Below are 24,014 nucleotides of genomic sequence, written 5' to 3'. Positions count from 1 at the left end.
GCGACTCGGCCGACAATGGACGCATGGGTCGCGGTGACGGCAGCGGCCGGCTCGTCTCGCCGGAGGGTGCAGATGACGCGGGAGCCGGCATCCTCCACGTCGATATGGATGCGTTCTACGCCTCCGTCGAGGTGCTGGATGACCCGGCCCTGCGCGGCAAGCCGCTGATCATCGGGGCGCCCGAGAGCCGCTCCGTCGTCTCCAGCGCGTCCTACGAAGCGCGGCGGTTCGGCGTGCGGTCGGCCATGCCGGTCTCGCAGGCGCTCCGACTGTGCCCGGCAGCGGTGGTGGTCCCACCGCGGTTCCCGCGATATTCGGAGCTTTCGGCTCAGGTCATGGCGCTCTTCCGCGAGATCACCCCGCTGGTGGAGCCGCTGTCCATCGACGAAGCCTTCCTCGATGTGCGCGGGGTGCGACGACTGTGGGGGAGCCCGGGGGATGTCGCGCGCCTCCTGCGTTCCCGCGTGCGCGACGAGGTCGGGCTTCCCTGCTCCGTGGGAGCGGCAGCGACCAAGCACGTGGCGAAGATGGCCTCCACACTGAGCAAACCGGACGGCCTCCTCATCGTTCCCGAGGCTGCGACGGCGCGGTTTCTCGCAGGTCGCAGAGTGAGTGAACTGTGGGGGGTCGGTCCCAAGGCCACCGAGGCGCTGACGGCGCGGGGTATCCGCACGGTCGCCGACATCATCGACTCCCCTCCGGCGGTGATCGATCGCGTCCTCGGTGCCGCGCTCGGTGCGCGGGTTCGCCAGCTGGCCCGTGGGGTCGATCCGCGTGAGGTCGAGACCACACGGGTCGAGAAGAGCGTCGGACACGAGGAGACCTTCGTCGACGACATCGACGACCCCGGCGTGCTGAGGGTCGAGCTGCGCCGCCTCGCGGACCGGGTCGGTGCGCGTCTGCGGGAATCCGGCTGGGAAGCCGCGACCGTGTCGATCAAAGTGCGCTTCGCCGACTTCAGCACGGTGACGCGTGCGCAGTCCCTGCCGGAGCCGACGGCGGTGGGCCAGCGGATCGGAGCAGCCGCCATCGACCTGTTCGATGCTCTCGATCGTCGCCTTCCGATCCGTCTGGTCGGCGTCCGGGCGGAGAAGCTCCGCCCCTCCGCCCTCGCCGCGTCGACGCTGTGGGACGACGACGAGGATTGGCGACGGGTCGAGGGCGTCCTCGACGGTGCTGCCGCGAAGTTCGGCCGCGGAAGCATCACTCGTGCGACACTTCTCGGCGCCCAGGTCAAGGACCGGGGCAAGGCTGGGCAATGACGGTGGCGCCGAGTAGCGTGGGGGCATGCCAAACATCGCACTCGACCTCGGCAAGCAGTCCGCGGACTTCGGCGTCACATCCGTCTACGGCGAGCAGCAGGACGTCGACGGCGTCCGCCTGGTGCCGGTCGCCCTGACCTGGACCGCCTTCGGCGGTGGATCCGACGAGGCGGGCAACGGCGGCGGCGGGGGCGGCGGGTATGCGATTCCGCTCGGTGCCTACATCCGTCGCGGCGACGATCTGCGGTTCGAGCCGAACGTCGTATCGCTCCTGGCGGTCGGGATCCCCTTCGTCTGGGTGGCCGGTCGCGCGCTCAGCCGTGTCATCCGCGCGCTCAAGAAGTGAGTCCGACCCGGTCGCGCGGGCGCTGAGGGCGGCGGTCGAGCATACGCGCGACGCCGTCGCCTTCGTCGCTGCAGCCAACCCGGTCATCCTGATCGACGGACGCAGCGGCGCGGGGAAGACCTCGCTCGCGCGAGAGCTCATCGCGGCCTGGCCCCTTCGCGGTCGGGTCCAATCGGTCGCGCTCGATGCGATCTATCCCGGTTGGGACGGACTGGCGGAGGGGGTGCGCACGGCGCAGGAGGCGATACTCCGGCCGCACGCCCGCGGTCTGATCGGCGTCTGGCAGCGCTGGGACTGGGAGCGGGGAAAGTACGCCGAGGCACACGCCGTCGATCCGTCGCTTCCGCTCATCATCGAAGGATCAGGACTCCTGACCGCGGGAACCGCGCCGCTCGGTGACATCCGCATCTGGTTGGAGTCCCCGGCGCGTGCTCGCCGAGATCGCGCTCTCACGCGCGACGGTGACACCTACCGGCCGCACTGGGACCGGTGGGCGCGCCAGGAGGAGCGGCATCTGGTCGAGGACGGGCCGGCCCAGCTGGCCACGCACGTGTTCGCGATCCCCTGAGGGTCAGCGATCGGCGGTCCCCGCGGCTTCGATGGCCCGGATGAGGCCCTCGAGGCGATATCCCAGCCAGTCGTATACGCCGAATCGCGGATCGTCGTCGTGCTGATCCTCGTCGGTGATGCCGAGCCGGGACGCGATGACGAGTCTCACCGCCGCGAGGGTGCGCAGCCACGCCTGGACGGTGTCGGGGTCCAGGACCAGGTCGACCTCTTCCCGGCCCTCGGCTCCGGCCGTGGCGACGGATGACAGTGTCGCCGCAGGAGACAGGCTGGTGCGCACGAGCTGCGCGTCTCGACGACGACGACGAAGCAGATCTCGTTCCGTGACGTCGCGGAACTCCCGTGCCGCCTCCGGGTCGTCGGTGTACGCATCGGGGACGAGCCGAAGCACGGCGGGGTCATCGCTCGCGTCGTCAGTGAGGAGTTCTGCGAACTGATCGATGAGGTCGCCGAGGTGAGTCGCCTCCAGGCGGGTGATCTGAAGGAGGAGAGGGACGGTGTTCACGTGGCGGGAGCCCTTCGTACGGTGGCCCACAGGCCGTAGTCGTGCATCGCCTGCGTGTGCAATTCCATCTGCTCCCGCGCGCCTTCGGCCACGACGGCATGGCCGTCGTGATGGACGGCCAGCATGAGGCGTTCGGCGGTGCCGGCGGGGAAGCCGAAATACTCTCGGAAGACGTGGGTGACGTAGCTCATGAGGTTGACAGGATCATTCCAGACGACCGTCTGCCACCGCCCGCTCGTCGTCTCCTCGCTCATCTGATCGAGGAACTCCTCGGTTTGCGTCATCGACGCCATCATGCCCACCCGAGCTCGTGCAGCTTCTCGTCATCGATACCGTAGAAGTGCGCGATCTCATGGACGAGCGTCGTGTGCACCTCATGTCGCAGGGCCTGCTCGTCGGCGCACGCCGCGAGGTGGGGTCGGCGATACAGCACGATGCGGTCGGGGAGTTCTCCCATGCCGTACCGATCACGCTCGGTCAGCGCCCAGCCCTCGTACAGGCCGAACAGATCCTGCGCGGGATCCTCGGGCTGATCCTCGACCACGAAGACGACGTTGTCGAGACCATCGACCATGTCATCGGGCAGGAGGTCGAGCTCTTCGATCACGAGACGCTCGAAAGCGTCCGCATCCATCTCGAGCATGACTCCACGATACGGGCCGCGCGGGCCTGCGAGATTGGGGTGGCTGACGGGACTTGAACCCGCGGCCCCCTGGACCACAACCAGGTGCTCTACCGACTGAGCTACAGCCACCGTGGCCCCGCAACGGCGGGACAACCCAACGATTCTCTCACACGCCGGGGGAGAACGCGGACACCACGGATGCTGCAGCCGCACGGGCTCCGTCGCTGGTCGGTCCGGGTTCGGGGACGAAGACCGCCTGGCGATAGTAGGCCAACTCGGTGATGGACTCGCGGATGTCGGCGAGCGCGCGGTGGCCACCGTTCTTCGCCGGTGCGTGGATGTAGGCGCGAGGGTACCAGCGACGCGAAAGCTCCTTGATGCTGGAGACGTCGACGTTGCGATAGTGCAGCCATCGATCGACCCGCGGCATGTACTTGGCCAGGAACATCCTGTCCGTCCCGATGGTGTTCCCGGCCAGGGGCGCTTTGCCCTCCTGGGGGGCGAAGCGCTGGATGTACTCCAATGCCTGGAACTCGGCGTCGGCGACCGTCACACCGCCGGGGATCTCCTCCAGAAGGCCGGAGGTCTCGTGCATGGTGCGCACGAAATCGCTCATGTTCTCCATCGCGGAGGCGTCCGGCTTGATGACGACGTGGAATCCGGGGTCCAACGGCCGCAGCTCGAAGTCCGTGACCACGATGGCGATCTCGACCAGCTCGTCGACAGCAAGGTCGAGCCCGGTCATCTCGCAGTCGATCCACACGAGCCGGTCATTCTCGGAAGCACCCACCATGGGCCCATCCTAACGACGGGCGCAGACCTCGCTCCGATTCGCGGTCGGTCGGTCCCCCAGGCACGATTCGAACGTGCGACCGGCGGATTAGAAGGCCGCTGCTCTATCCACTGAGCTACTGGGGGTCGCCTCACAAGGGTAGCGGCAGGGGGAGAGGGGCGGGAATCAACGCCCGGCATCTGGCGGCGGGGCCGGGGGAGGCGTAGCGTCGAAGGATCGGAAGGAGTTCGACGATGAGCGCAACCGACACGCACTCGACGCTCTGGGTGGCCTATGGAACGGGCGGGGTCGTGGGAACCATCCGCAAGTCCGGTGAGGGCTACACCGTGACGATGGCGGGGGCGGAGGAGACTGCCGGCACCTACCCGACCATGGACGTCGCAAAGAACGCCCTGCACGCTCGGATGCGGCCGGGGAGCGCCTGGCCGACGTTCGAGGAGCATTGAGTCTCGACGACCCCGACCGTCTACGCGCGGGTGGACACCTGTTCGCGCCTCGCGCGCAGCCGGGGCCCGGTGTCGAACATGGGCAGGGTGATGTGGACGAGCGGTCCGATCGCCACGGCGAAGACCACCGTGCCGATGCCCACCGTGCCGCCCAGCAGCCAGCCGATCAGCAGGACGGTGAGTTCCACGCCGCCGCGACACGCCCAGATGGGCCAGCCGTACCGCGCGTGCATACCCGTCATGAGACCATCGCGAGGCCCTGGCCCGAAGCGGGCGCCGATGTAGAGGCCGCACCCGACCGCCACGGTGAGGATGCCGCCGACGAGCAGGCCTGCCTGCGCCGCGACATGTTCCGGCGCAGGCGGTATGAGTCCGAGGGCGACCTGCATGCTGGTGCCGACGAGCAGGATGTTGGCGATGGTCCCGACCCCCGGTCGCTGGCGCAGCGGGATCCACAGCAGGAGCACGCCGAGGCCGACGAGATTGGTCACCCACCCGATCCCGAGACCGGACTGGCGCGAGAGCCCCTCAGCGAACACGGTCCACGGGTCGACACCGAGACCCGCCTCGATCGTGAGGGCGCAGCCGACGCCGTAGAGGACGAGGCCGGCGAAGAGCCGGATCACGCGATTCGTCACGCTGTCATTCCACCAGCCCATTGGACTGCGGTCGGCATGCCAATCGACCTAAAGTGGATGGATGGACTCCCGCATCTCCGCGCGCTCGCTCTCCCGCGCCCTGGGTGGGTGGCGCACACGAGAGCCCACCTACGAAGCACTCGCCGACGGCATCCGGCTCCTGTGCCTGGACAATCGCCTGGCGCCGCGGACGTCTCTGCCGGCTGAGCGGGAATTGGCCGGGGCTCTGGGGTTGAGCCGCAGCACGGTCGCCGCTGCCTACCGAAGCCTGCGCGACACCGGTCACATCCAGAGTGTGCGCGGATCGGGCAGTGTCACCCTCCCTCTCGTCAGGAGGGACCCGGGCATCACCTCCGACGTGCACCGCGATGACATCGACCTCCAGCAGGCGAGTCCGGCCGCATGGCCGGGACTGGCCGGTCTCATCGCCGAAACGGTGGGCGACGCGCCCACGATCGTCGCCCGGACCGGCTACGACATCGTGGGGCGTCACGAGCTTCGGCGTCACGTGGCGGAGCAGTACACTGCGCGTGGCCTTGAGACCTCGCCGGATGAGATCCTGATCACCACCGGTGCGCAGAGCGCGATCCACCTCCTCGCCCGCGCTCTCATCTCACGCGGCGACCGCGTGCTCATCGAGACGCCCACTTACCCGCATGCGGCTGAAGCGCTGCGACAGGCGGGGGCGCGCCTGACCGCGGTTCCCGTCACCGTCCGAGAGGGATGGGACATCGAACGAGCCGAACAGGTCTCGCAGCGGACGCTGCCCGTGGTGGCGTACGTGATGCCCGACTTCCACAACCCGACGGGTCGCTCGATGAGCACGGCAGAACGCAACGCCCTGGCGCGCGGGGCCGAGCGCGCGGGGACCACGTTGATCCTCGACGAGACCACGGGGGATCTGGACATCGACCGAGGACCTCTCGACCGCGGATTCGACCGGATCGATCCCGGACTGGTGATCCGCATCGGTTCGCTCGGCAAGACCGTGTGGGGCGGGCTCCGAGTCGGGTGGATCCGCGCGGCACCGGAGTTGATCCGTCGTCTCGTGGCGCTGCGCAGCGCGCAGGATCTCGGAACCCCCGAGCTGGAGCAGGTCATCGCGACAGCTGTGCTGGATCGCTTCGATGAGGTGATCACCCAGCGCCGGCATATGTTGCGGGACGGGCGTGATGTGGTCATCGCCGCTCTGCGTGAGCGGTTGCCCCGCTGGAGTGTCCCCCGACCGCAGGGCGGGGTCTCCCTCTGGATCGAGATGGATGCGCCCCTCAGCGCGGCGCTGGTCATGGATGCCCGCCACCGCGGACTGTTGCTGACGTCGGGGCCCCGGTTCTCGGTCGACGGGGGTCACGACAGGTACCTCCGGGTGCCCTTCACCGCAGCCCCGGAGACGCTCGTTCATGCGGCCGACATCCTGGTTGAATCGTGGTCGACCGTCTCTCGCGCCGCGCCGCCGACTCTGCTGCGCGAAGAGGTCATGGTCTGAGCCCGTCATCTGGCGTAGTGGAGGCACGACACCGCGTCATCGAGGGTCCAGAACCGTCCCAGCTCGAAGAAGCGTGTCAACCGTGCCGAGTAGCGCAGTGCGTGGAATTGCCGCGCCTCCGCGTCCGGCGATGTTCGAACGTGCCCCACGATGCGTCCGGCACGATCGACGACCCGCCACATGCGCGCGCCGGCGTCGACGAGACGTAACCCGTGGCGCGAGGTCGAGGCGGTGGGGGGGAACGTGGGGTCGGTGAGAGTGGTCATGGCTACCTCCGCTGTCGAAGATAGGTGCGGCCTCCGACATCGCCGTCGTCTCCTGCACAGGTGTGGCTGATCATCAGTTCTCCACCGATCGCGTGGCCGGGCATCGCGTGCGAGGTCGTCGACGCGACGATGGAGCGGTGCCGGTGCTCGCCGGGCACCCGAGCACCGGCACAACCGAACATCCGCACGACCAAGGAGCATCATGACCGACACGATCACCCTCACCGGCAACATCGCCACGATCCCCGAGCACAAGAAGATCCTGGAAGGAGTGCCCGTGACCTCCTTCCGTCTGGCCACGTCGCACCGGCGCCTGGACAGGGCGACGGGTCAGTGGGTGGACGGCGAGACCAGCTACTACACCGTTCAGCTTTTCCGACAACTGGCCGAGCACGCCGTGCTCTCGCTCAGCCGCGGCGACCGCGTCATCGTCACCGGGAGGCTGAAGGTGCGCGAGTGGGACAACGGAACCCGCCGGGGAACGACGGTGGAGCTCGAGGCGGATGCGATCGGCCACGACTTGAAATTCGGCACGTCGCGCTTCACCCGCTCCACGGCGTCCCGACCCGCGGGCGACGCGGCCTCGGCGGAGGGATGGGCCGCACCCGGTGTTCCGGCCGAGACGACGGCAGAGCCCCCGACCGATGGGTGGGCCACGAGCGTCCCCGGATCCGGCGAGGGCTCGGCCGAGAGCGACGCCGCCGACGCGGATTCCCCCGCCTCGGTTCTGTCGGTCGCCGGAGAGAGGCCCTTCTGACGTCGGCTCGGGGAGGCGATGTCGCCACGACGTAGACTCGGCGGGTGCCTCTGCGGAAACCGGACCACCACGCCCGCCGTAGCCCCCTTCGATCCCCGCGGGCCCACGCGGTACTTCTCGGCGGGGCCATCATGCTCCTGCTGACGGGGTGCGCGCCGACTCCGACGCCCCCTCCCACCCCGACGCAGTCCGCTGCGGAACCGACGCCATCGGCTGAACCCACCCCGGTCGGCCCGGCGTTGGTCCCCGAGGGGTCGGCGGAGGACAACCTCGCGTTCTTCGCGCAGATCATCCGATCGGTGTGGAACGGCGACGGCCGCGGCGCCGGCCGAGCGTACGTCGACGCGCTGGTGGCCGGCGGTTTCGACAAGAGCGCGATGCAGATCACCGCCGACACGTCCACCGTCGGCAACCCCGCTGAGAGCATCCAGGTGTCGGTTCGATGGGGGGAGCAGTGCCTGATCGGTCAGGTCGGTGACGCGACCGGCGAGCCGGTTGCGACCGTGGTCGGGGCGCTCCCGGACGGAGCCTGCCTGTTGGGCGAGACGCGCCCGATCGATTGGTGAGTGGCCGGCCGACCCCCGGCGTCGAGTGATCGAGGGGCGGGATGACCGACCGGCTAGGCTGGGACGCTGGAGTCGGGACGCGAAGGGAAGCTGCGAACGGTATGGCTGAATACATCTATTCGATGGTCCGAGCTCGCAAGGCGGTCGGCGACAAGCTGATTCTCGACGACGTGACGATGGCCTTCCTCCCCGGGGCGAAGATCGGAATGGTCGGTCCCAACGGAGCGGGGAAGTCCACGATCCTGAAGATCATGGCGGGTCTGGACACCCCCTCGAACGGCGAGGCCAAGCTCAGCCCTGGATTCTCGGTCGGGATCCTCATGCAGGAGCCCGAGCTGGACGAGTCCAAGACCGTGCTGGAGAACATCCAGGACGGAATCGCCATCAAGGGCAAGCTCGATCGGTTCAACGAGATCTCCGCACTGATGGCCGATCCCGACGCCGACTTCGACGCTCTCCTGGCCGAGATGGGCACGCTCCAGGAGGAGATCGATGCCGCTGATGCCTGGGACCTCGACTCCCAGCTCGAGCAAGCCATGGATGCGCTTCGGACTCCGCCCGGAGACGCCGCGATCGCGCCTCTGTCGGGTGGTGAGAAGCGTCGTGTGGCGCTGACGAAGCTTCTGCTGCAGAAGCCTGATCTCCTGCTGCTGGACGAGCCGACCAACCACCTCGACGCCGAGAGCGTGCTCTGGCTGGAGCAGCACCTTCAGAAGTATCCCGGCGCCGTCATCGCCATCACCCACGATCGTTACTTCCTCGACAATGTCGCCGAGTGGATCGCCGAGGTCGACCGCGGCCGGCTCATCGGGTACGAGGGCAACTACTCGACCTATCTCGAGAAGAAGGGCGAGCGACTGGAGGTCCAGGGCAAGAAGGACGCCAAGCTCGCCAAGCGCCTCAAGGAGGAGCTCGAGTGGGTCCGGTCGAACGCCAAGGGCCGTCAGGCCAAGTCCAAGGCCCGTCTCGCTCGCTACGAGGAGATGGCCGCGGAGGCCGATCGCACCCGGAAGCTCGACTTCGAGGAGATCCAGATTCCGCCGGGACCGCGCCTGGGCGGCATCGTGATCGAGGCGAAGAACCTGCAGAAGCGGTTCGGGGACCGGTCGCTCATCGACGGACTGGGTTTCAGCCTTCCGCCCAACGGCATCGTCGGCGTGATCGGTCCCAACGGCGTCGGCAAGACGACCCTCTTCAAGACGATCGTCGGACTGGAGCCGCTCGATGGCGGGACTTTGAAGATCGGCGAGACGGTGAAGATCAGCTACGTCGACCAGTCCCGCGGCAACATCGATCCGGAGAAGACGCTGTGGGAGGTCGTCTCAGACGGCCTGGACATCATCACCGTGGGAAAGACCGAGATCCCCTCCCGCGCGTACGTGTCGAAGTTCGGGTTCAAGGGGCCCGACCAGCAGAAGAAGGCCGGTGTGCTCTCCGGAGGCGAGCGGAACCGATTGAACCTCGCACTGACGCTCAAGGAGGGCGGCAACCTCCTCCTCCTCGACGAGCCGACCAACGACCTCGATGTCGAGACGCTCCAGTCGCTGGAGAACGCTCTGCTCGAGTTCCCCGGTTGCGCCGTGGTGATCACGCACGACCGGTGGTTCCTCGACCGGATCGCCACCCACATCCTCGCCTACGAGGGCACCGACGAACACCCGGACAAGTGGTACTGGTTCGAGGGCAACTTCGATGCCTACGAGCAGAACAAGATCGAACGGCTCGGACCCGACGCGGCCACCCCGCACCGCTCCGCCTACCGCAAGCTCACCCGTGACTGACCCTGTCGTCGCGACTGAGATGACACCGCTCGGGCGTCGGCTGCACATCCCCATTCCCCTGCGCTGGGGCGATCTCGATGCCTTCAACCATGTCAACAACACGGCGATGCTGAAGCTTCTCGAAGAGGCGCGCGTTCGCGCCTTCTGGCTTCCCGACGCCGGTGAGACCGCCCCCGACACCGCGGTGCTGTCCTCCGGCATCTCCGCCGGCATCCTCACGCTCATCGCCCGCCAGGAGATCGAGTATCTGACGCCCGTGCCGTACCAGCGCCACCCCCTGGATGTCCAGATGTGGTTCGGCCGGCTGGGCGGCTCGAGCATCGAGGTCTGCTACGAGGTGTGCAGCCCTCGCGAGAGCGCCGCGCCGGACGGAACCCAGACGGTGTATGCCCGCGCGACCACGGTCGTGGTCAAAGTCGATGCCCGCTCCGGCGCACCGCTCCGGCTGAGCGCTGAGGAGCGCGCGGCGTGGGAACCGTACGTCGGCCCTCCGCTGATCTACGCGCACCGCCGTTAGACCACTTCGTGCGGCGAGGTCATCCCTCCGTGGTCGGAACCCGAACCATGACCTCCTGGGCAACGCTCGCGACGAGGACACCCTCGCGGGTGAAGATCCTGCCTTGAGCCAGGCCCCTCCCGCCGCGGGCGCTCGGGGACTCCTGGACGTACACCAGCCACTCGTCGACCCGCGCCGGACGATGCCACCACATCGCGTGATCGAGGCTCGCCACCTTCAGGCCGGGCGTCGCCCAGGCGACCCCATGAGCCCGCAGGATGGACTCCTGGATGGTGAGGTCGCTGACGTAGGCGAGGACGGCCCGGTGCAGTGCCGGTGCTTCCGGCAGCGGGCGGCGGGTGCGCAGCCACACCGCCTGTCGCGGCACCCTCTCGCCCTCCACCCGCAGGTAGATCGACGACGGCACATGGCGCACGTCCACGGGTCGGTCGGTGAACAGCCGCTTGGACATCGGGTGAAGCCCGGTCAGCTGCTCCTCGATGTCGGGCAGATCCTCCGGTGCGGGAAGGTCGTCGGGAAGAGCCGCCTGGTGCTCGAGGCCGGGATCGTCATCCTGGAAGGAGGCGATCGCGGAGAAGATGGGCACTCCCGACTGGAAGGCCTGGGTGCGTCGCGTGGAGAAGGATCTGCCGTCGTGGATGCGGTCCACCGAGAAGGTGATGCCCTGACCTGCGTCGCCGGGACGAAGGAAGTAGCCGTGCATCGAATGGACCGTTCGGACCTCGGGGATCGTGCGCTCTGCTGCGACGAGCGACTGCGCGAGCACCTGGCCGCCGTACACGCGGCCCAGTGGCATCCGCTGCGACACCCCGGTGAAGATGTCCTCCGTGGTCCGAGCCGACGAATCCTTCAGATCGAGCACGGCGAGCATCGAGGCGACGGGGTCGGCGTCTGACACGGGGTGTCCCGGATCGCGCTGAGCCGGGTGGGCGGGGGGCGCCGGGTGGGCGGGGTCGGTCACGCGCCTGTTCCTCCTGTCCGGGCGCGGCGCCCGTTCGTTGGTAGTTTAGGTCGGATGCCCGAGCGCCTCCTCCTCGCAGATCGCGACGCCGCCGCCGATGCCCTGACCTTCGCCGGACGCGCCGCCCGACTCGGCGACGGCGCGGTGCGCCTGCGTTCGTCGGCGGGAACCTTGACGATGTGGGCGGCCGTGCTGGCGCCGCGAGGACTGTTCGACAGCACGCCGACGATCCTCGGAATGCGTGCGGTCCGCGCCGATCCGGAACTGGAGTGCGATCTCGTCGTGGACGCGACCGCACTCACAGCCGACGCCGACGACGACACGGCCCTCGCTCTGCCGGAGACGGCTCTCGCCCCTTCATGGGCAGGCATCTCGCCACCTCAGACCGGGTGGGTCCCCGGGGAGGAAATCGCGGCATCCGAACTCGCGTCCCGCGCGCAGTGGGGGATGGCGGCGGTTGCGAACAAGCTTCCGGCGGACGCCGGCGACGACGTGGTGCGCGTGGTCAGATCGGATGTCTGGGGCGCCCCTGCGGAGGAACTGGCCGACCTGCCGCTCGGCGTCGCCTTCGCCGCGTTCGGCCTGGGCTTCATCGGAGGCGAGGAGACGGTTCGCCTCTTCACGGCACCGTCCTGGACGCGTCTGAGCCTTCGGCGCGGGCATGTGCTCGTGCGTCGCCCACCTCGCGAAGGACTCACCGCTGTCCGGCCCACTGGGCGCGCAGACGGCTGAACGGCTGAGCGCCTTCCCTTACACTGCGGCGGCGGCGCCCCGTCCCGCCGCCCGGCCGCTGAAGAGGCATCCGCCCAGGAAGGTTCCCTCGAGCGCCCGGTATCCGTGGACGCCGCCCCCGCCGAAGCCGCTCGCCTCGCCCGCGGCGAACAGGCCCGGCACGGCGGCACCGTGCTCGCCCAGGGCGCGTCCATCCAGATCCGTCTCGATCCCACCGAGGGTCTTCCGCGTGACGATACCGAGACGCACCGCGATGAGGGGACCGGCCTTGGGGTCGAGGAGTCGGTGCGGTGCGGCGGTGCGGATAAGCCGGTCACCGCGGAATGCGCGAGCGGAGCGCAGCAATGCGATCTGCGCGTCCTTGGTGAAGGCGTTCTCGACCTCGCGGTCGCGGGCTTCGACCTCGCGCCGCACCTGTGCGCCATCCAGGACATCGCCGCCGGGAAGGGCCTGCATGCCTGCGATCAGATCGTCGAGGGTGTCGCGTACCACGAAGTCCTCACCGCGATCGAGGAACGCCTTCACCGGCCCGGCGGCACCCTTGCCCAGACGCGATCGGATCAGAAGCGGGAGGTCCTTGCCGGTCAGGTCGGGATTCTGCTCGCTTCCCGACAGTGTGAACTCCTTCTCCACGATGCGGGACGAGAGCACGAACCAGGAATGGTCGAATCCTGTCCGGCGCAGGTGGGCGAGCGTCCCCAGGGTGTCGAATCCGGGGTAGAGGGGCACGGGAAGGCGGGTTCCGCGGGCGTCCAGCCACAGCGACGAGGGCCCGGGCAGGATGCGGATCCCGTGGCCCGGCCAGACCGGCTCGACGTTGTGAAGTCCCTCGACGTAGTGCCACATCCGATCGCGATTGATCACGCGCGCACCCGCGGCGGTGGCTGTGTGCATCATCGAACCGTCGACGTAGGCGGGGACGCCTGCGAGCATCCGCTGCGGCGGGGCGCCCAGGCGATCCGGCCACGCCTGACGGACGAGATCGTGGTTGCCGCCGATCCCTCCCGACGAGACGATGGTTGCACCGGCTGTGATCTGGAAGTCGCCGACCACCTCGCGCGAACTCAGGCGCCCGCGAGCCGCGCCTGAGGGTGCGAGTATCTCGCCCTCCGCCCCACAAATCCCTCCCTCGCGGGCGATGAGCCCCGTGACCCGGTGGCGGGGCAGGATCGTCACCCGACCCTCCGACTCCGCGCGTTCGACGTCTCGGAGGAAGGGCGCCACGACGCCGGGCCCCGTGCCCCACGTGATGTGGAAGCGCGGAACCGAATTGCCGGGGCCGGTCGCGCCGTACCCGCCGCGTTCGGCCCAGCCGACCACCGGGAAGAAAGACATCCCTTTGCCGCGCAACCACGCGCGCTTCTCGCCCGCGGCGAAGTCGAGGTAGGCCTGTGCCCAGCGCCTCGGCCACAGGTCTTCGGGTCTGTCGAAGCCGGCGGTTCCCCACCAGTCCTGTTCGGCAAGGGCGAGGGAGTCCCGCACTCCCATCCGCCGCTGCTCGGGGGTGTCGACCAGGAAGAGCCCGCCGAAGGACCACCAGGCCTGACCGCCGACATTGGTGCGCGGCTCCTGGTCCAGCAGGATCACGTGCTTTCCGGCGGTGACCGCCTCGGCGGTGGCGACCAGGCCCGCCAGGCCCCACCCGATCACCAGGACATCGGTCTGGATCGTCGACGCCGCTGCCATCACGACCCCCGAGTCTGTTCGAAGGTGTTCACCATCGCGAAGGCTGCCCGGTGGAGGTAGTCCCAGAGCGTCTCCTCGTGCAGGGGAGGCAGGCGGAGCTCGTCGACGGCGGTCCGCATGTGGCGCAGCCACCGGTCCCGCGCGTCCGGGTTGACGTGGAACGGGGAGTGCCGCATCCTCAGGCGCGGGTGGCCACGCTGCTGACTGTATGTCGGCGGGCCGCCCCAGTACTGCTCGAGGAACAACGTCAGGCGCTCCTTGGCCGGCCCGAGGTCCTCCTCCGGGTACATCGGCCGCAGGACCTCGTCGGCGGCCACCTCGCGATAGAAGACGTCTACGAGTCGGACGAAGGTGGGATGACCGCCCACCTCGTCGTAGAACGACCGTGGCGATGTCTCGGCGTCACTCACCGGCTCGGCACTCCTTCCGCGGGCGGCGCCCTCCGCGGCGCCGACCTCCAATCTACGCGTCCGCATCGGGGCCGGTCGTGGGGTCGGGGCGCGGTGTCGTGCCCGGCGGCGGCGGGTTCTCCCGCGACCGGCGGGGGCGCAGCTTCGGGCGCCAGACAGGCCGCTCCGTCGCGATCGGCACCGGGGTGGGCTTCGTCTTGGGCGGATTCGCGCCGCGTACGCGGTGTGCGCCGTCGTGGCCCTCGAGCCGCACCGAGGAGATGGTGGCGGCCAGTCCCAGGTCGTCGGTCGCCCGCTTCACGCGCACACGCAGGCTCCTTGGCGACATCGTCCTTCGAGTGGGCCCGGGTTCGGATCACCACGCGCAGGACCAGGGTTTCGCCGGTGACGGCCTCCAACCCCCAGACCTCCGGACGGTCGACGATCCGCGAGCGCCACTTCGGGTCCTTCGCGAGGCCCGCCGCGGCATCCTGCAGAGCATGCTCGACCTCGTCGACGTCGGAGTCGACGGGAACCCCGACGTCGACGATGATCCGCGACCATCCCTGCGACAGGTTGCCGATGCGGGTGATCTCGCCGTTGCGGACGTACCACAGGGTGCCGTTGACGTCGCGTACGTGTGTGACTCGCACGCTGACGTACTCCACGATGCCGGTGGCGAGCCCCACATCCACGACGTCGCCGATCCCCACCTGATCCTCGGCGACGATGAAGATGCCGTTGAGGACATCTTTGACGATGTTCTGGGCGCCGAAGCCCAGGCCTGCGCCGATGGCGGCGGTGAGGAGGGTGAGCGACCCGAGGATGTCCGGGTTGATGACCGAGACGATGAGCAGCAGTGCCACGATGATGATCGTGACCCCGACGATGTTCTGCAGGATGGACCCCAGCGTGCGGGTCCGCTGGACGACGCGCACCTGAGCGACGGGAGAGCGCTCCAGCGCCTGCGTGTCATCGACGCGGGCGCGGTTCTTCGCCCCCGAGACGATGCGATCGACGACCCTGCGGATGACGGCGCGGAGGATGATGGCGATGAGCAGCGCGGCCACGACGATGATCGCGACCTGGAGGGCGCGCCACCCGACCTCCTGGAGGACGGGGACGATCGCGTCCCAGGGCGCAGGAAGGGCGGGAGGCTCTTCGACGGATGCGTCGTTCTCGGAGACAGCGGTGAAGGTCATCGTCCCAGATCCTAACGACGCGGCCGCCAGGATCTCCTGGGGGCCGCGTCGTCAGGGATGCTGCTTACTGCGCGTCGCGCTCCTGGACAGCCAATGCCCGCTCGACGCCGGCGAGGTTCTCCTGCACCAGTCGGCGAAGAGCGGCCGGGGCGTCCGCGTGGTCGGCGAGCCACGCGCGGGTGGCGTCGCGAAGGGCGGCGTCTGCCAGCGGCGCCGGGTAGAGCCCCGAGATCAGGTACTCCGCGATCTTGTAGGTGCGCGACTCCCAGACCGGCAGCAGCATCTCGAAGTAGGGCTGCACGTAATCGGTGAGGAGGTCGCGGCCGGCGGGGTTGACGAATCCGAGGGAGGCGGACCGCACGACCGTGTTGGGAAGGTCGTCACGGTCGATCAATGACGCCCACGCGGCACGCTTGGCCTCGGGGAAGGGCAGGGCGGCGCGGGCTTGGGCGGCGAACTCGCCGCCCTTGGCGGTGTTGTCCGCGGCCAGGGCGGTCTCGATGTCGCCGACGGAGGCGACCCCGCCGGCGGCGAGGGAGACCAGAAGCTGCCAGGAGAGGTCGGTGTCGATCTGCAGACCGTCGAGCACGACGTCGCCCTCGCGGAGGGTCTTCACCGCCGCCCACTGCTCGTCGGTACAGGCCGCCGCCGCGAAGGAGGTGACGAACTGCAGCTGGCTGTCGCTGCCGGCCGCGGCATTCTGCGCCAGAGCCCACAGGTGTCCGGCGACCCGGCGACGGGTGTCGTCGCGCTTCTCTGGCGCGACGTACGACGTCGCGGCCAGCAGCAGCTGCGCCAGGGTCGTGCGCACTGTGGTCGACTCGGTCTCGGAGGCGATGTTGCGCAGGACGAGATCGACGTAGTCGGTGGCTGAGGCCTCGGCATCCCGAGTCTGGTCCCACGCCGCGCCCCACACCAGCGATCGCGCCAGCGGATCGGAGATCTTCGAGAGGTGGTCGATGGCGGTCTGGAGGGAACGCTCGTCCAACCGGATCTTCGCGTAGGCGAGGTCTCCGTCGTTGAGCAGCACCAGGTCAGGGCGGACGATGCCCGCCAGTTCCGGCACCTCGGTGCGGTCGCCGTCGACGTCCAGCTCCACCGCGTGGGTGCGCACCAGGTCGTCGCCCCGGAGGGAGTAGAAGCCGACGCCGAGACGGTGCGGGCGGATCGTGGGGTAGTCCGCCGGGGCGGTCTGGATGATCGCGAATCGACGGATCGTGCCGTCGGGGGATTCGTCGATGACGGGGGAGAGGGTGTTCACCCCGGCGGTCTCGAGCCACTTCTTCGACCAGGTGGTCAGCTCCCGACCGCTCGTCGCCTCGAGCTCGGTCAGAAGATCCGACAGCTCGGTGTTGGACCATTCGTGCTTCGTGAAGTAGGCCGCCACCCCGGCGAAGAACGCCTCGATACCGACCCATGCGGCGAGCTGCTTGAGAACCGATCCGCCCTTGGCATAGGTGATGCCGTCGAAATTGACCTGGACGTCCTCGAGGTCGTTGATCTCGGCGACGACCGGGTGGGTGGAGGGGAGCTGATCCTGCCGGTACGCCCAGGTCTTCTCCATGGCGTTGAAGGTCGTCCAGGCCTCTGTCCATTCGGTCGCCTCGGCGGTGGCGATCGTGGAGGCCCACTCGGCGAACGATTCGTTCAGCCAGAGGTCGTTCCACCACTTCATCGTGACGAGGTCGCCGAACCACATGTGTGCGAGCTCGTGGAGGATCGTGACCACACGGCGCTCGCGGACGGCGTCGGTCACCTTGCTGCGGAACACGTAGGTCTCGGTGAAGGTCACCGCGCCCGCGTTCTCCATGGCGCCGGCGTTGAACTCCGGAACGAAGAGCTGGTCGTACTTGGCGAACGGGTAGGGGTAGTCGAACTTCTCCTCGAAGTAGGCGAAGCCCTGTCGCGTCTTGTCAAAGACGTAGTCGGCGTCGAGGTGGTTCCACAGGCTCTTGCGGGCGTAGACGCCGAGCGGGATGACCCGACCCGATGAACTGGTGAGCTCGGAGAAGGTCTTCTCGTAGGGTCCGGCGATGAGAGCGGTGATGTACGAGGAGATGCGAGGTGTCGGCTCGAACTCCCAGGTCGCTGTCCCGTCGTCGTGACGGGCCGGTTCGGGGGTGGGCGAGTTGGAGACGACCTCCCAGGTCTCGGGAGCAGTCACCGTGAATCGGAAGGTGGCTTTGAGGTCGGGCTGCTCGAAGACGGCGAACATGCGGCGAGAGTCGGGAACCTCGAACTGGGAGTACAGGTAGACCTCGCCGTCGACAGGATCGACGAAGCGGTGCAGACCCTCACCGGTGTTGGTGTAGGCGCAATCGGCGTCGATGACCAGTTCGTTGTGCTCGGCGAGAGCATCCAGCGCGATGCGCGAGTCGGCGAATGCCGTGGCGGGATCGATCGAGCGGCCGTTGAGGGTGATCTCACGGACCTCGCGCGCGATGAGGTCGATGAAGGTCGAGCTCCCCGACTGCCCGCGGAAGCGGACGACGGTGCGGGAACCGAAGATCTCGGCACCCCGCGTGAGGTCGAGGTCGACCTCGTAGGAGTCGGTGTCGACGGCGGCACGACGCTCCTGCGCCTCGAGGCGGGTGAGGTTCTCTCCTGGCACGGCTGTTCTCCCGGGGTTGTGGGGGTAGCGAAACGGCGCGGCCCTGTGGCACCGGCACCGCTGACAACTGCACCAGCCTACGCCCGGCGCCAGTGCCGTCGCGCGGTGCGAGGATGGCAGGGTGACCGATCTCGCCCCCCAGGATGCCGCCTCCGACACGCCCACGGTTCTGTTCGCCTCCCCGGCCGCCGCCTCGGGATCGCCGCACGTCGAGACACCCGTGGCCTACGACGCCGTGCTGCTCGCCGGCTTCGGCGGCCCCGAGGGGCAGGACGACGTCATCCCGTTCCTGCGCAACGTCACGCGCGGTCGCGGCATCCCCGACGAGCGTCTCGAGGAAGTCGCTCACCACTACCGCCACTTCGGCGGTGTCAGTCCGATCAACGCCCAGAATCGCGCACTGAAGGCCGCCCTCGAAGCAGAGCTCGCCTCGCGGGGCATCGACCTGCCGGTGTACTGGGGCAACCGGAACTGGGCACCCTACCTCGACGAGGCGGTTTGTCAGGCGGCAGACGCCGGGCACACGACCCTCCTCGGACTTGCGACCAGCGCGTACAGCTCCTTCTCCAGCTGCCGGCAGTACCGCGAGGACTTCGCCCGGGCACTCGAGGAGACGGGCCTGGGTGACACCGTGACCATCGACAAGGTGCGCCAGTTCTTCGACCACCCCGGGTTCGTCCGGCCGTTCGTCGATGGAGTGCACAGGGCCGTCTCGCAGCTGCTCGAGGACGGGATCGACCCGTCGCGAATCCGGGTGCTGTTCTCCACGCACAGCATCCCCACCGCCGATGCCGAGCGTTCAGGCCCCCGAGACCGTGATTTCGGTCCGGGAGGCGCCTACGAAGCACAGCACCTCGCGGTCGCCGAGGTCGTGATGGCCGATATCGCTGCCGAGATCCCGGCGGCGGCAGAGGTCCCCTGGCAGCTCGTGTACCAGTCGCGGTCGGGCCCGCCGACCCAGCCCTGGCTCGAGCCGGACGTCGTCGACGTCATCGAAGGGCTCCCCGACGCCGGAGCGCAGGCGGTGGTGATCGTCCCGCTCGGGTTCGTCAGCGACCACATGGAGGTCATGTGGGACCTCGACACCGAAGCGATGGAAGCCGCCGAGGAGGCGGGGCTCCGCGCGGTGCGGACGCAGACACCGGGCATCGATCCGGCGTACGTGCGCGGGCTCGTCGACCTCATCGAGGAGCGACTGACGGGCATGCCCGCAGCTGACCGGCCGCATCGGACCGATCTCGGGCCCTGGTTCGACGTGTGTCGCCCGGGGTGCTGCGAGAACGTCCGAGCCGGCTTCAAGCCTGCGGTCTCGGGCATCGCGCCCTGACCTGGCGCCGCCGTCCCCGTCGGATCCCGACGCCCGATCCCGCCTCCCTAGGATGAAGGCCATGCGCATCCACATCGCCACCGATCACGCCGGTCTCGAGTTCTCCACGCAGCTTCAGCATCACCTCGCCGCGCAGGGGCATCAGGTCATCGATCACGGTCCGATCGAATACGACGCGCTCGACGACTACCCCGCCTTCTGCATCCGCGCCGCTCAGGCCGTCGTGCGTGACCAGGCAGCGGGACTCGAGGCGCTCGGGGTGGTGTTCGGGGGCTCGGGCAACGGCGAGCAGATCGCCGCGAACAAGGTCGACGGCATCCGCGCGGCGCTGGTGTGGAGTATCGCCACGGCGGAGCTCGCACGCGAGCACAACGACGCCAATGTGATCGCCATCGGTGCAAGGCAGCACACGTTCGACGAGGCGTCGGCGTTCATCGACCGTTTCATCGAGACGCCGTTCTCCCGTGAGGAGCGGCATGAGCGCCGTATCGCGCAGATCGCGGCGTTCGAGACCGACGGGAGCCTCGGCCCCGATCCCCGCGCGACCGGTCCGGGGACGGCGGATGACGTGCAGCCCGACGTCCTGGCCGACGACACCAGCTCGTTCGACCCCGAGGCCGGCTGACACCGGTGCCGGAGGGCCATTCCGTCCACCGCATCGCCCGTCAGATCGCGCAGAACTTCGTCGGGCGAACGGTGTCGGCATCGAGCCCCCAGGGTCGTTTCGCCGAGGGCGCCGCGCTCATCGACGGGCGTGAAGCGATCGAATCCCGCGCCGTCGGGAAGCAGATGTTCGTCGCCTTCGACGGTGACCTCTGGCTACGCGTGCACCTTGGTCTGTACGGAGCGTGGGACTTCGCCGGTGAGATCGTCTCCGACCCGACCATCGCCGCCTCGAATGGTCGGATGGGGCAGACCAATCAGCGCGGAACGCCCGAGGAGGCGATCCTCGATGCAGCGGGCGAGAACTCCCTGACCTCGATCGGCGCGCCCCGTCGCGCGCGCGGTCGTGTGCGCATGTCGGAGGAGACCACGGGCCTGGCGGGGGAGGGCGACCCGGCCGAGTGGCCTCCGCCGGTGCGCGGCCAGGTGCGGTTGCGATTGCTGACGGAGCTGACCTGCGCCGATCTGCGGGGTCCGACCGCATGCGTGATCCAGACCCCCGATGAGGTGCAGCAGTCTCTGGCGAAGCTCGGACCCGACCCCCTCGTCGACGATGCCCACGAGGGGGAGGAGCGCTTCATCGCACGGGTGCGGCGCACCGTGACGCCGATCGGACTGCTTCTCATGGATCAGAGCGTGGTCAGCGGCATCGGCAACGTCTACCGTGCGGAGCTGCTGTTCCGCGCGAGGCTCAACCCGCACACGCCGGGCCGGGAGGTGCCTGAGGAGACTGTGCGCGAGATCTGGCGCGACTGGTCGCGGCTCCTGCTCATCGGCGTCGAGACGGGTCAGATGATGACGCGCGACGGACTCACCGCGAAGGAGAGGCGCAGTGCGATGGCCCGCCGCGAGCATCGGCACTGGGTCTACGGTCGCGCGGGTCTGCCCTGTCGGGTCTGCGGCACGTCGATCGTGGTGGAGGAAGCAGCTTCTCGCAAGCTGTATTGGTGTCCGTCCTGTCAGGCGTGACCGGGCGCCATCCCGCCGCAGGCGGACGCGACGGCCGGTTCGCCCGCTCGTCCTAGGCTTGGACCATGCGTCAGAATCCGAGCTTCGCGATGACGGATGTCGCGGAGCTGCGTCGCCTCATCGACCTCAATCCCTGGGCGACTGTCATGAGCGCCGGCGACGAAGGACTGGTCGCCTCGCACTACGTCGTGCTGCTCGAGGGCGACCGTGACGACCTCACCATCGTCGGCCATGTCGGCAAGCCGGATGACCTCATCCACGGCCTGGGCACGCGCGAGATGCTCGTCGTGATCCAGGGTCCTCATGGGTACGTCTCGCCCGGTTGGTACGGCGATGTGCCGTCCGTTCCCACGTGGAACTTCGCAGCCGTCCACCTTGCCGGCGTCCCTGAGATCCTCGACGCGGACGAGAACCTGCGCGTCCTCGATCGACTGGTCGCGCGGTTCGAAGCCGGTATGCCCGAGCCCCGCCTCATGTGGGAGCGACCCAACGACGCCGCCTTCGTCGAACGGCTGGAACGCGGTACCGTCGGGTTCCGGCTGACGCCGACCCGCGTCGTGGCCAAGCGAAAGCTCAGCCAGAACAAGCCGGAAGAGGTCGTGCGCGCCGTGATCGACGGCCTCGCGGGCGACGGCCCGCACCACAATCCCGCCCTGGCCGCAGAGATGGAGCGGGCACTGCGGGCAAGGACGGAATCCGGGCGGACCGCGTGAACGTCGGCGAGTCGGTCGCTGTCGTCCGCGGAGCGCGGGTCCGGGGCCCTGGCCGCGAGCTTGTGCCGGTCGCCGATGCGAACGACCGCGTGGACGTCTTCCTCGAAGAGGGCGCCATCGTCGACATCGCGCCGACCGGCGTCATCCGCCCGAAGGGGTCGGTGCTCGAGGCCGACGGGCGCATCCTCATTCCGGGGCTCTGGGATCACCACGTCCACGTCACCCAGTGGGCCCTCGCCGCGGAGCGGGCATCGGTGGTCGATGCGAACACGGCGGTCGAGGCCGCACGCCGCGCAGCGGCGTCGCCGGTGCTCCCCGACGGGCGTCGGGTGGCGGTCGGATTCCGCGATGCGCTCTGGCCGGACTCGCCGACTGTGGCGCTGCTCGACCAGCACGCCGGAGACGTTCCCACCTACCTCATCAATGCCGACGTCCACAGCGTGTGGCTCAACTCCGCTGCCCTGCGCCGCGAGTCGCTGACGGCGGATGACAGCGGCGTCCTGCGCGAGACCACCGCGTTCGAGGTGTCACGTCGACTGAATGCCGTGCCCGCCCGCCACGCAGACGTTCTCGTCGAAGCGGCGGCGCGTCGTGCAGCCGCCCGCGGCGTGGTGGGCCTCGTGGATCTCGACATGGCCTGGAACGAAGACGCATGGGTCCGGCGCGTGGAGAGAGGTTTCGACACGCTGCAGGTGGCGTTCGGCATCTATCCCGAACACCTCGAACGTGCGATCGCCGCAGGCCTTCGCACGGGTGATCCCGTCCGCGAAGGGTCCGGCCTCGTCCGCGTCGGACCACTCAAGGTCATCACCGACGGCTCCCTCGGGACCCGCACAGCCGCATGCTCGCACCCGTACGCCGGCTCTCCCGACGACCGCGGGATGCTCACTGTCGCACCGGATGCTCTGGTCGAGATGATGACACGGGCTACCGCGGCGGGCCTGTCTTGCGCGATCCATGCGATCGGGGATGTCGCCAACTCGCACGCACTGGATGCCTTCGCGCTGAGTGGAGCGACCGGCACGATCGAGCACGCGCAGCTCGTGAGCGCCTCGGACATCCCGCGGTTCGCGCGACTCGGGGTCGGCGCGAGCGTGCAGCCCCAGCACGCCGTGGATGATCGGGATCTCACCGACGAGATCTGGGCGGCGCAGACGGCGACTCCCTATCCGCTCCGCGCCCTCGCCGATGCCGGCGCCACACTGCTGTTCGGTTCGGACGCCCCGGTCTCGCCTCTGGACCCGTGGGCCGCCCTGGCCGCCGCCGTGCACCGCACGCGCGACGGCAGGCCGGCCTGGCGCCCGGAGCAGGCGCTGGATCCGCAGACGGCGTTGGCGGCGTCCACACGGGGCGGCTCGACCGATCCGGCGGCGATCCGCCCCGGCGCCCCGGCCGATCTGGTGCTGTGCGACAGCGACCCGCTCACCGCGACGGAGAGCGAGCTGCGCGGGATGACGGTCGCGGCGACCCTTCTCGCGGGGCGACTCACGCATCTGGCCTGAGCCTGAGACGGATGATCCGCCCGCAGCGACGAAGGGCCCCGATTCCTCCGCAGAGGATCCGGGGCCCTGGTCGTCACGCGAGCGCTGTCACTCGGCGAGGTGTGCGAAGAGGAACCAGCGGTCCTTCTCGAGCGTCTGCATGATGGCCAATGCCACGTCCTGACTGGTGAGGTCGACCTCGTCGAGTCCCTCGATCGCGGCCTTGACATCGACGATCACCGCGTCCATGTCGGCGATCATGTCGCGGACGATCTCCTGCCACGGGGTGAACCCGGCGGGCACCGCTGTGGGCGCGACCTTCTGCGCGATGGTCGACGTGCGCGCATCGACCGGAAGCCCGAGAGCGACGATCCGCTCGGCGGCGTCATCTGCCGCCTGTCGGGCGTGGTCGACGATCTGATCGAGGAGTTCGTGGATGGCGATGAAGTTCGCGCCCCGCACATTCCAGTGCGCCTGCTTGCCGTTCACGGCGAGAGCCTGCAGGCCCAGCACGACCGGGGCGAGGAACTGCGCCGAGCCGGCGGCGACCGTGGGATCGGCGGCGGTGGCGGGGGTGGTCTGAATGTCGGTCATTCTGTCGGCTCCCTTCGAACCGCCACGCGGCGGTCCAGTGAATCCAACGCTAGTGCGCGCACCCTATTCCGCAAGCAAGAGAAGGCTCCGCTAACCCGTCACACTGGCAGGTCGCTGAGCGAGGCGGCTGC

At 68.9% G+C, this 24,014-nt stretch carries 27 protein-coding genes and 2 tRNA genes; 15 read left to right on the top strand and 14 right to left on the bottom strand.

Going from position 1 to position 24,014, the window contains the following annotated elements; genetic code table 11:
- Positions 1-23 precede the first annotated feature (23 nt).
- From dinB to QSU92_RS00440, 3 genes are read left to right on the top strand one after another with little or no spacing between them, the layout of a single operon-like run.
- A complete protein-coding gene (gene dinB / locus QSU92_RS00450) occupies positions 24-1,262 on the top strand; it encodes a DNA polymerase IV (protein ID WP_289264072.1) in 1,239 nt (412 codons plus the stop codon).
- Positions 1,263-1,287: 25 nt separating this feature from the next.
- Entirely contained in the window at positions 1,288-1,608 is a 321-nt protein-coding gene (locus QSU92_RS00445; RefSeq protein ID WP_124293385.1) for a hypothetical protein, read from the top strand.
- Positions 1,583-2,176, top strand: coding sequence for a nucleoside/nucleotide kinase family protein (locus QSU92_RS00440; RefSeq protein WP_289264068.1), 594 nt, complete (start codon positions 1,583-1,585; stop codon positions 2,174-2,176). The genes QSU92_RS00445 and QSU92_RS00440 overlap by 26 nt, the downstream gene beginning before the upstream one ends.
- A 3-nt stretch (positions 2,177-2,179) precedes the next feature.
- On the opposite strand, the gene QSU92_RS00435 is transcribed toward QSU92_RS00440, so the two are convergent.
- From QSU92_RS00435 to QSU92_RS00410, 6 genes are all read right to left on the bottom strand, one after another.
- On the bottom strand, positions 2,180-2,680 hold the full coding sequence (locus QSU92_RS00435; RefSeq protein ID WP_289264067.1) for a DUF2017 family protein: 501 nt from the start codon (positions 2,678-2,680) through the stop codon (positions 2,180-2,182).
- The gene (clpS, locus tag QSU92_RS00430) at positions 2,677-2,964 is read right to left on the bottom strand and encodes an ATP-dependent Clp protease adapter ClpS (protein WP_422880401.1); all 288 of its coding nucleotides are present in this window, start codon (positions 2,962-2,964) and stop codon (positions 2,677-2,679) included. The genes QSU92_RS00435 and clpS overlap by 4 nt, the downstream gene beginning before the upstream one ends.
- An 8-nt stretch (positions 2,965-2,972) precedes the next feature.
- On the bottom strand, positions 2,973-3,323 hold the full coding sequence (locus QSU92_RS00425; RefSeq protein WP_289264065.1) for a metallopeptidase family protein: 351 nt from the start codon (positions 3,321-3,323) through the stop codon (positions 2,973-2,975).
- A gap of 35 nt (positions 3,324-3,358) precedes the next feature.
- Positions 3,359-3,434, bottom strand: a tRNA-His gene (locus QSU92_RS00420).
- Between the two features lie 37 nt (positions 3,435-3,471).
- On the bottom strand, positions 3,472-4,098 hold the full coding sequence (orn, locus tag QSU92_RS00415; protein WP_289264064.1) for an oligoribonuclease: 627 nt from the start codon (positions 4,096-4,098) through the stop codon (positions 3,472-3,474).
- A gap of 52 nt (positions 4,099-4,150) precedes the next feature.
- Positions 4,151-4,223 (bottom strand) — tRNA-Arg (locus QSU92_RS00410).
- 108 nt (positions 4,224-4,331) lie between these two features.
- On the opposite strand from QSU92_RS00410, the gene QSU92_RS00405 reads away from it, so the two are divergent.
- A complete protein-coding gene (locus tag QSU92_RS00405; RefSeq protein ID WP_289264063.1) occupies positions 4,332-4,544 on the top strand; it encodes a methyltransferase in 213 nt (70 codons plus the stop codon).
- A gap of 20 nt (positions 4,545-4,564) precedes the next feature.
- Here the strand turns inward: QSU92_RS00405 and yczE are convergent, their stop codons facing one another.
- Complete coding sequence (gene yczE, locus QSU92_RS00400) at positions 4,565-5,182, bottom strand: membrane protein YczE (protein WP_289264062.1); 618 nt, start codon at positions 5,180-5,182, stop codon at positions 4,565-4,567.
- A 61-nt stretch (positions 5,183-5,243) separates the two neighbouring features.
- Between yczE and yczR the strand changes: the two genes are divergently transcribed.
- A complete protein-coding gene (gene yczR / locus QSU92_RS00395; RefSeq protein WP_289264061.1) occupies positions 5,244-6,668 on the top strand; it encodes a MocR-like transcription factor YczR in 1,425 nt (474 codons plus the stop codon).
- 5 nt (positions 6,669-6,673) lie between these two features.
- Here the strand turns inward: yczR and QSU92_RS00390 are convergent, their stop codons facing one another.
- Positions 6,674-6,934 (bottom strand): hypothetical protein, encoded by a 261-nt coding sequence (locus tag QSU92_RS00390; protein WP_289264060.1) that lies wholly within the window; start codon positions 6,932-6,934, stop codon positions 6,674-6,676.
- A gap of 202 nt (positions 6,935-7,136) precedes the next feature.
- On the opposite strand from QSU92_RS00390, the gene ssb reads away from it, so the two are divergent.
- From ssb to QSU92_RS00370, 4 genes are all read left to right on the top strand, one after another.
- A complete protein-coding gene (gene ssb, locus QSU92_RS00385) occupies positions 7,137-7,691 on the top strand; it encodes a single-stranded DNA-binding protein (RefSeq protein WP_289264059.1) in 555 nt (184 codons plus the stop codon).
- Positions 7,692-7,735: 44 nt separating this feature from the next.
- Positions 7,736-8,257 carry a DUF6993 domain-containing protein gene (locus QSU92_RS00380; RefSeq protein ID WP_289264058.1) on the top strand — a complete coding sequence of 174 codons (522 nt, stop codon included), beginning with the start codon at positions 7,736-7,738 and terminating at the stop codon, positions 8,255-8,257.
- A gap of 101 nt (positions 8,258-8,358) precedes the next feature.
- A complete protein-coding gene (gene ettA / locus QSU92_RS00375) occupies positions 8,359-10,038 on the top strand; it encodes an energy-dependent translational throttle protein EttA (protein ID WP_289264057.1) in 1,680 nt (559 codons plus the stop codon).
- A gap of 19 nt (positions 10,039-10,057) precedes the next feature.
- Positions 10,058-10,555 (top strand): acyl-CoA thioesterase, encoded by a 498-nt coding sequence (locus tag QSU92_RS00370; protein WP_289265963.1) that lies wholly within the window; start codon positions 10,058-10,060, stop codon positions 10,553-10,555.
- A 19-nt stretch (positions 10,556-10,574) separates the two neighbouring features.
- Here the strand turns inward: QSU92_RS00370 and QSU92_RS00365 are convergent, their stop codons facing one another.
- On the bottom strand, positions 10,575-11,426 hold the full coding sequence (locus QSU92_RS00365) for an acyl-CoA thioesterase (protein WP_289265962.1): 852 nt from the start codon (positions 11,424-11,426) through the stop codon (positions 10,575-10,577).
- Between the two features lie 144 nt (positions 11,427-11,570).
- Between QSU92_RS00365 and QSU92_RS00360 the strand changes: the two genes are divergently transcribed.
- Complete coding sequence (locus QSU92_RS00360) at positions 11,571-12,248, top strand: DUF8185 domain-containing protein (RefSeq protein WP_289264056.1); 678 nt, start codon at positions 11,571-11,573, stop codon at positions 12,246-12,248.
- An 18-nt stretch (positions 12,249-12,266) separates the two neighbouring features.
- Here the strand turns inward: QSU92_RS00360 and QSU92_RS00355 are convergent, their stop codons facing one another.
- The 4 genes from QSU92_RS00355 to pepN all read right to left on the bottom strand — a co-directional run bounded on the left by QSU92_RS00355 (position 12,267) and on the right by pepN (position 18,136).
- Complete coding sequence (locus tag QSU92_RS00355) at positions 12,267-13,934, bottom strand: FAD-binding dehydrogenase (RefSeq protein ID WP_289265961.1); 1,668 nt, start codon at positions 13,932-13,934, stop codon at positions 12,267-12,269.
- A complete protein-coding gene (locus QSU92_RS00350) occupies positions 13,934-14,344 on the bottom strand; it encodes a globin (RefSeq protein WP_289264055.1) in 411 nt (136 codons plus the stop codon). The genes QSU92_RS00355 and QSU92_RS00350 overlap by 1 nt, the downstream gene beginning before the upstream one ends.
- Positions 14,341-15,525: a mechanosensitive ion channel family protein gene (locus QSU92_RS00345; protein ID WP_422880400.1), complete on the bottom strand. Its 1,185-nt coding sequence runs from the start codon at positions 15,523-15,525 to the stop codon at positions 14,341-14,343. The genes QSU92_RS00350 and QSU92_RS00345 overlap by 4 nt, the downstream gene beginning before the upstream one ends.
- A 64-nt stretch (positions 15,526-15,589) precedes the next feature.
- On the bottom strand, positions 15,590-18,136 hold the full coding sequence (gene pepN, locus QSU92_RS00340; protein ID WP_289264054.1) for an aminopeptidase N: 2,547 nt from the start codon (positions 18,134-18,136) through the stop codon (positions 15,590-15,592).
- 121 nt (positions 18,137-18,257) lie between these two features.
- On the opposite strand from pepN, the gene QSU92_RS00335 reads away from it, so the two are divergent.
- The 5 genes from QSU92_RS00335 (at position 18,258) to QSU92_RS00315 (ending at position 23,310) form a co-directional block, all read left to right on the top strand.
- Positions 18,258-19,463: a ferrochelatase gene (locus tag QSU92_RS00335; protein WP_422880399.1), complete on the top strand. Its 1,206-nt coding sequence runs from the start codon at positions 18,258-18,260 to the stop codon at positions 19,461-19,463.
- A 61-nt stretch (positions 19,464-19,524) separates the two neighbouring features.
- Positions 19,525-20,088 carry a ribose-5-phosphate isomerase gene (locus tag QSU92_RS00330; protein ID WP_289264053.1) on the top strand — a complete coding sequence of 188 codons (564 nt, stop codon included), beginning with the start codon at positions 19,525-19,527 and terminating at the stop codon, positions 20,086-20,088.
- A gap of 5 nt (positions 20,089-20,093) precedes the next feature.
- On the top strand, positions 20,094-21,095 hold the full coding sequence (locus tag QSU92_RS00325) for an Fpg/Nei family DNA glycosylase (RefSeq protein WP_289264052.1): 1,002 nt from the start codon (positions 20,094-20,096) through the stop codon (positions 21,093-21,095).
- A 65-nt stretch (positions 21,096-21,160) separates the two neighbouring features.
- The gene (locus tag QSU92_RS00320) at positions 21,161-21,808 is read left to right on the top strand and encodes an FMN-binding negative transcriptional regulator (RefSeq protein WP_289264051.1); all 648 of its coding nucleotides are present in this window, start codon (positions 21,161-21,163) and stop codon (positions 21,806-21,808) included.
- Positions 21,805-23,310, top strand: a complete 1,506-nt coding sequence (locus QSU92_RS00315; RefSeq protein ID WP_289264050.1) for an amidohydrolase — start codon at positions 21,805-21,807, stop codon at positions 23,308-23,310. Before QSU92_RS00320 ends, QSU92_RS00315 begins: the two co-directional genes overlap by 4 nt.
- Before the next feature lie 87 nt (positions 23,311-23,397).
- Here QSU92_RS00315 and QSU92_RS00310 read toward each other — a convergent pair whose 3' ends face one another.
- Positions 23,398-23,883 (bottom strand): Dps family protein, encoded by a 486-nt coding sequence (locus QSU92_RS00310; RefSeq protein ID WP_289264049.1) that lies wholly within the window; start codon positions 23,881-23,883, stop codon positions 23,398-23,400.
- Between the last annotated feature and the right edge of the window lie 131 nt (positions 23,884-24,014).

This window comes from Microbacterium sp. ET2, from assembly GCF_030347395.1.
GTDB lineage: Bacteria > Actinomycetota > Actinomycetes > Actinomycetales > Microbacteriaceae > Microbacterium > Microbacterium albipurpureum.
This window is presented reverse-complemented; position numbering and strand designations above follow the sequence as displayed.

Bases quoted from the DNA above. Each gene is read 5' to 3' on its own strand.
- QSU92_RS00355 (WP_289265961.1), bottom strand. From the start codon at position 13,934: ATGGCAGCGGCGTCGACGATCCAGACCGATGTCCTGGTGATCGGGTGG.
- dinB (WP_289264072.1), top strand. From the start codon at position 24: ATGGGTCGCGGTGACGGCAGCGGCCGGCTCGTCTCGCCGGAGGGTGCA.
- QSU92_RS00390 (WP_289264060.1), bottom strand. From the start codon at position 6,934: ATGACCACTCTCACCGACCCCACGTTCCCCCCCACCGCCTCGACCTCG.
- QSU92_RS00370 (WP_289265963.1), top strand. From the start codon at position 10,058: ATGACACCGCTCGGGCGTCGGCTGCACATCCCCATTCCCCTGCGCTGG.
- orn (WP_289264064.1), bottom strand. From the start codon at position 4,098: ATGGTGGGTGCTTCCGAGAATGACCGGCTCGTGTGGATCGACTGCGAG.
- QSU92_RS00330 (WP_289264053.1), top strand. From the start codon at position 19,525: ATGCGCATCCACATCGCCACCGATCACGCCGGTCTCGAGTTCTCCACG.
- ssb (WP_289264059.1), top strand. From the start codon at position 7,137: ATGACCGACACGATCACCCTCACCGGCAACATCGCCACGATCCCCGAG.
- QSU92_RS00365 (WP_289265962.1), bottom strand. From the start codon at position 11,426: ATGCTCGCCGTGCTCGATCTGAAGGATTCGTCGGCTCGGACCACGGAG.
- ettA (WP_289264057.1), top strand. From the start codon at position 8,359: ATGGCTGAATACATCTATTCGATGGTCCGAGCTCGCAAGGCGGTCGGC.
- QSU92_RS00310 (WP_289264049.1), bottom strand. From the start codon at position 23,883: ATGACCGACATTCAGACCACCCCCGCCACCGCCGCCGATCCCACGGTC.
- QSU92_RS00445 (WP_124293385.1), top strand. From the start codon at position 1,288: ATGCCAAACATCGCACTCGACCTCGGCAAGCAGTCCGCGGACTTCGGC.
- QSU92_RS00320 (WP_289264051.1), top strand. From the start codon at position 21,161: ATGCGTCAGAATCCGAGCTTCGCGATGACGGATGTCGCGGAGCTGCGT.
- QSU92_RS00360 (WP_289264056.1), top strand. From the start codon at position 11,571: ATGCCCGAGCGCCTCCTCCTCGCAGATCGCGACGCCGCCGCCGATGCC.
- QSU92_RS00345 (WP_422880400.1), bottom strand. From the start codon at position 15,525: ATGACCTTCACCGCTGTCTCCGAGAACGACGCATCCGTCGAAGAGCCT.
- yczR (WP_289264061.1), top strand. From the start codon at position 5,244: ATGGACTCCCGCATCTCCGCGCGCTCGCTCTCCCGCGCCCTGGGTGGG.
- clpS (WP_422880401.1), bottom strand. From the start codon at position 2,964: ATGACGCAAACCGAGGAGTTCCTCGATCAGATGAGCGAGGAGACGACG.
- QSU92_RS00425 (WP_289264065.1), bottom strand. From the start codon at position 3,323: ATGCTCGAGATGGATGCGGACGCTTTCGAGCGTCTCGTGATCGAAGAG.
- QSU92_RS00405 (WP_289264063.1), top strand. From the start codon at position 4,332: ATGAGCGCAACCGACACGCACTCGACGCTCTGGGTGGCCTATGGAACG.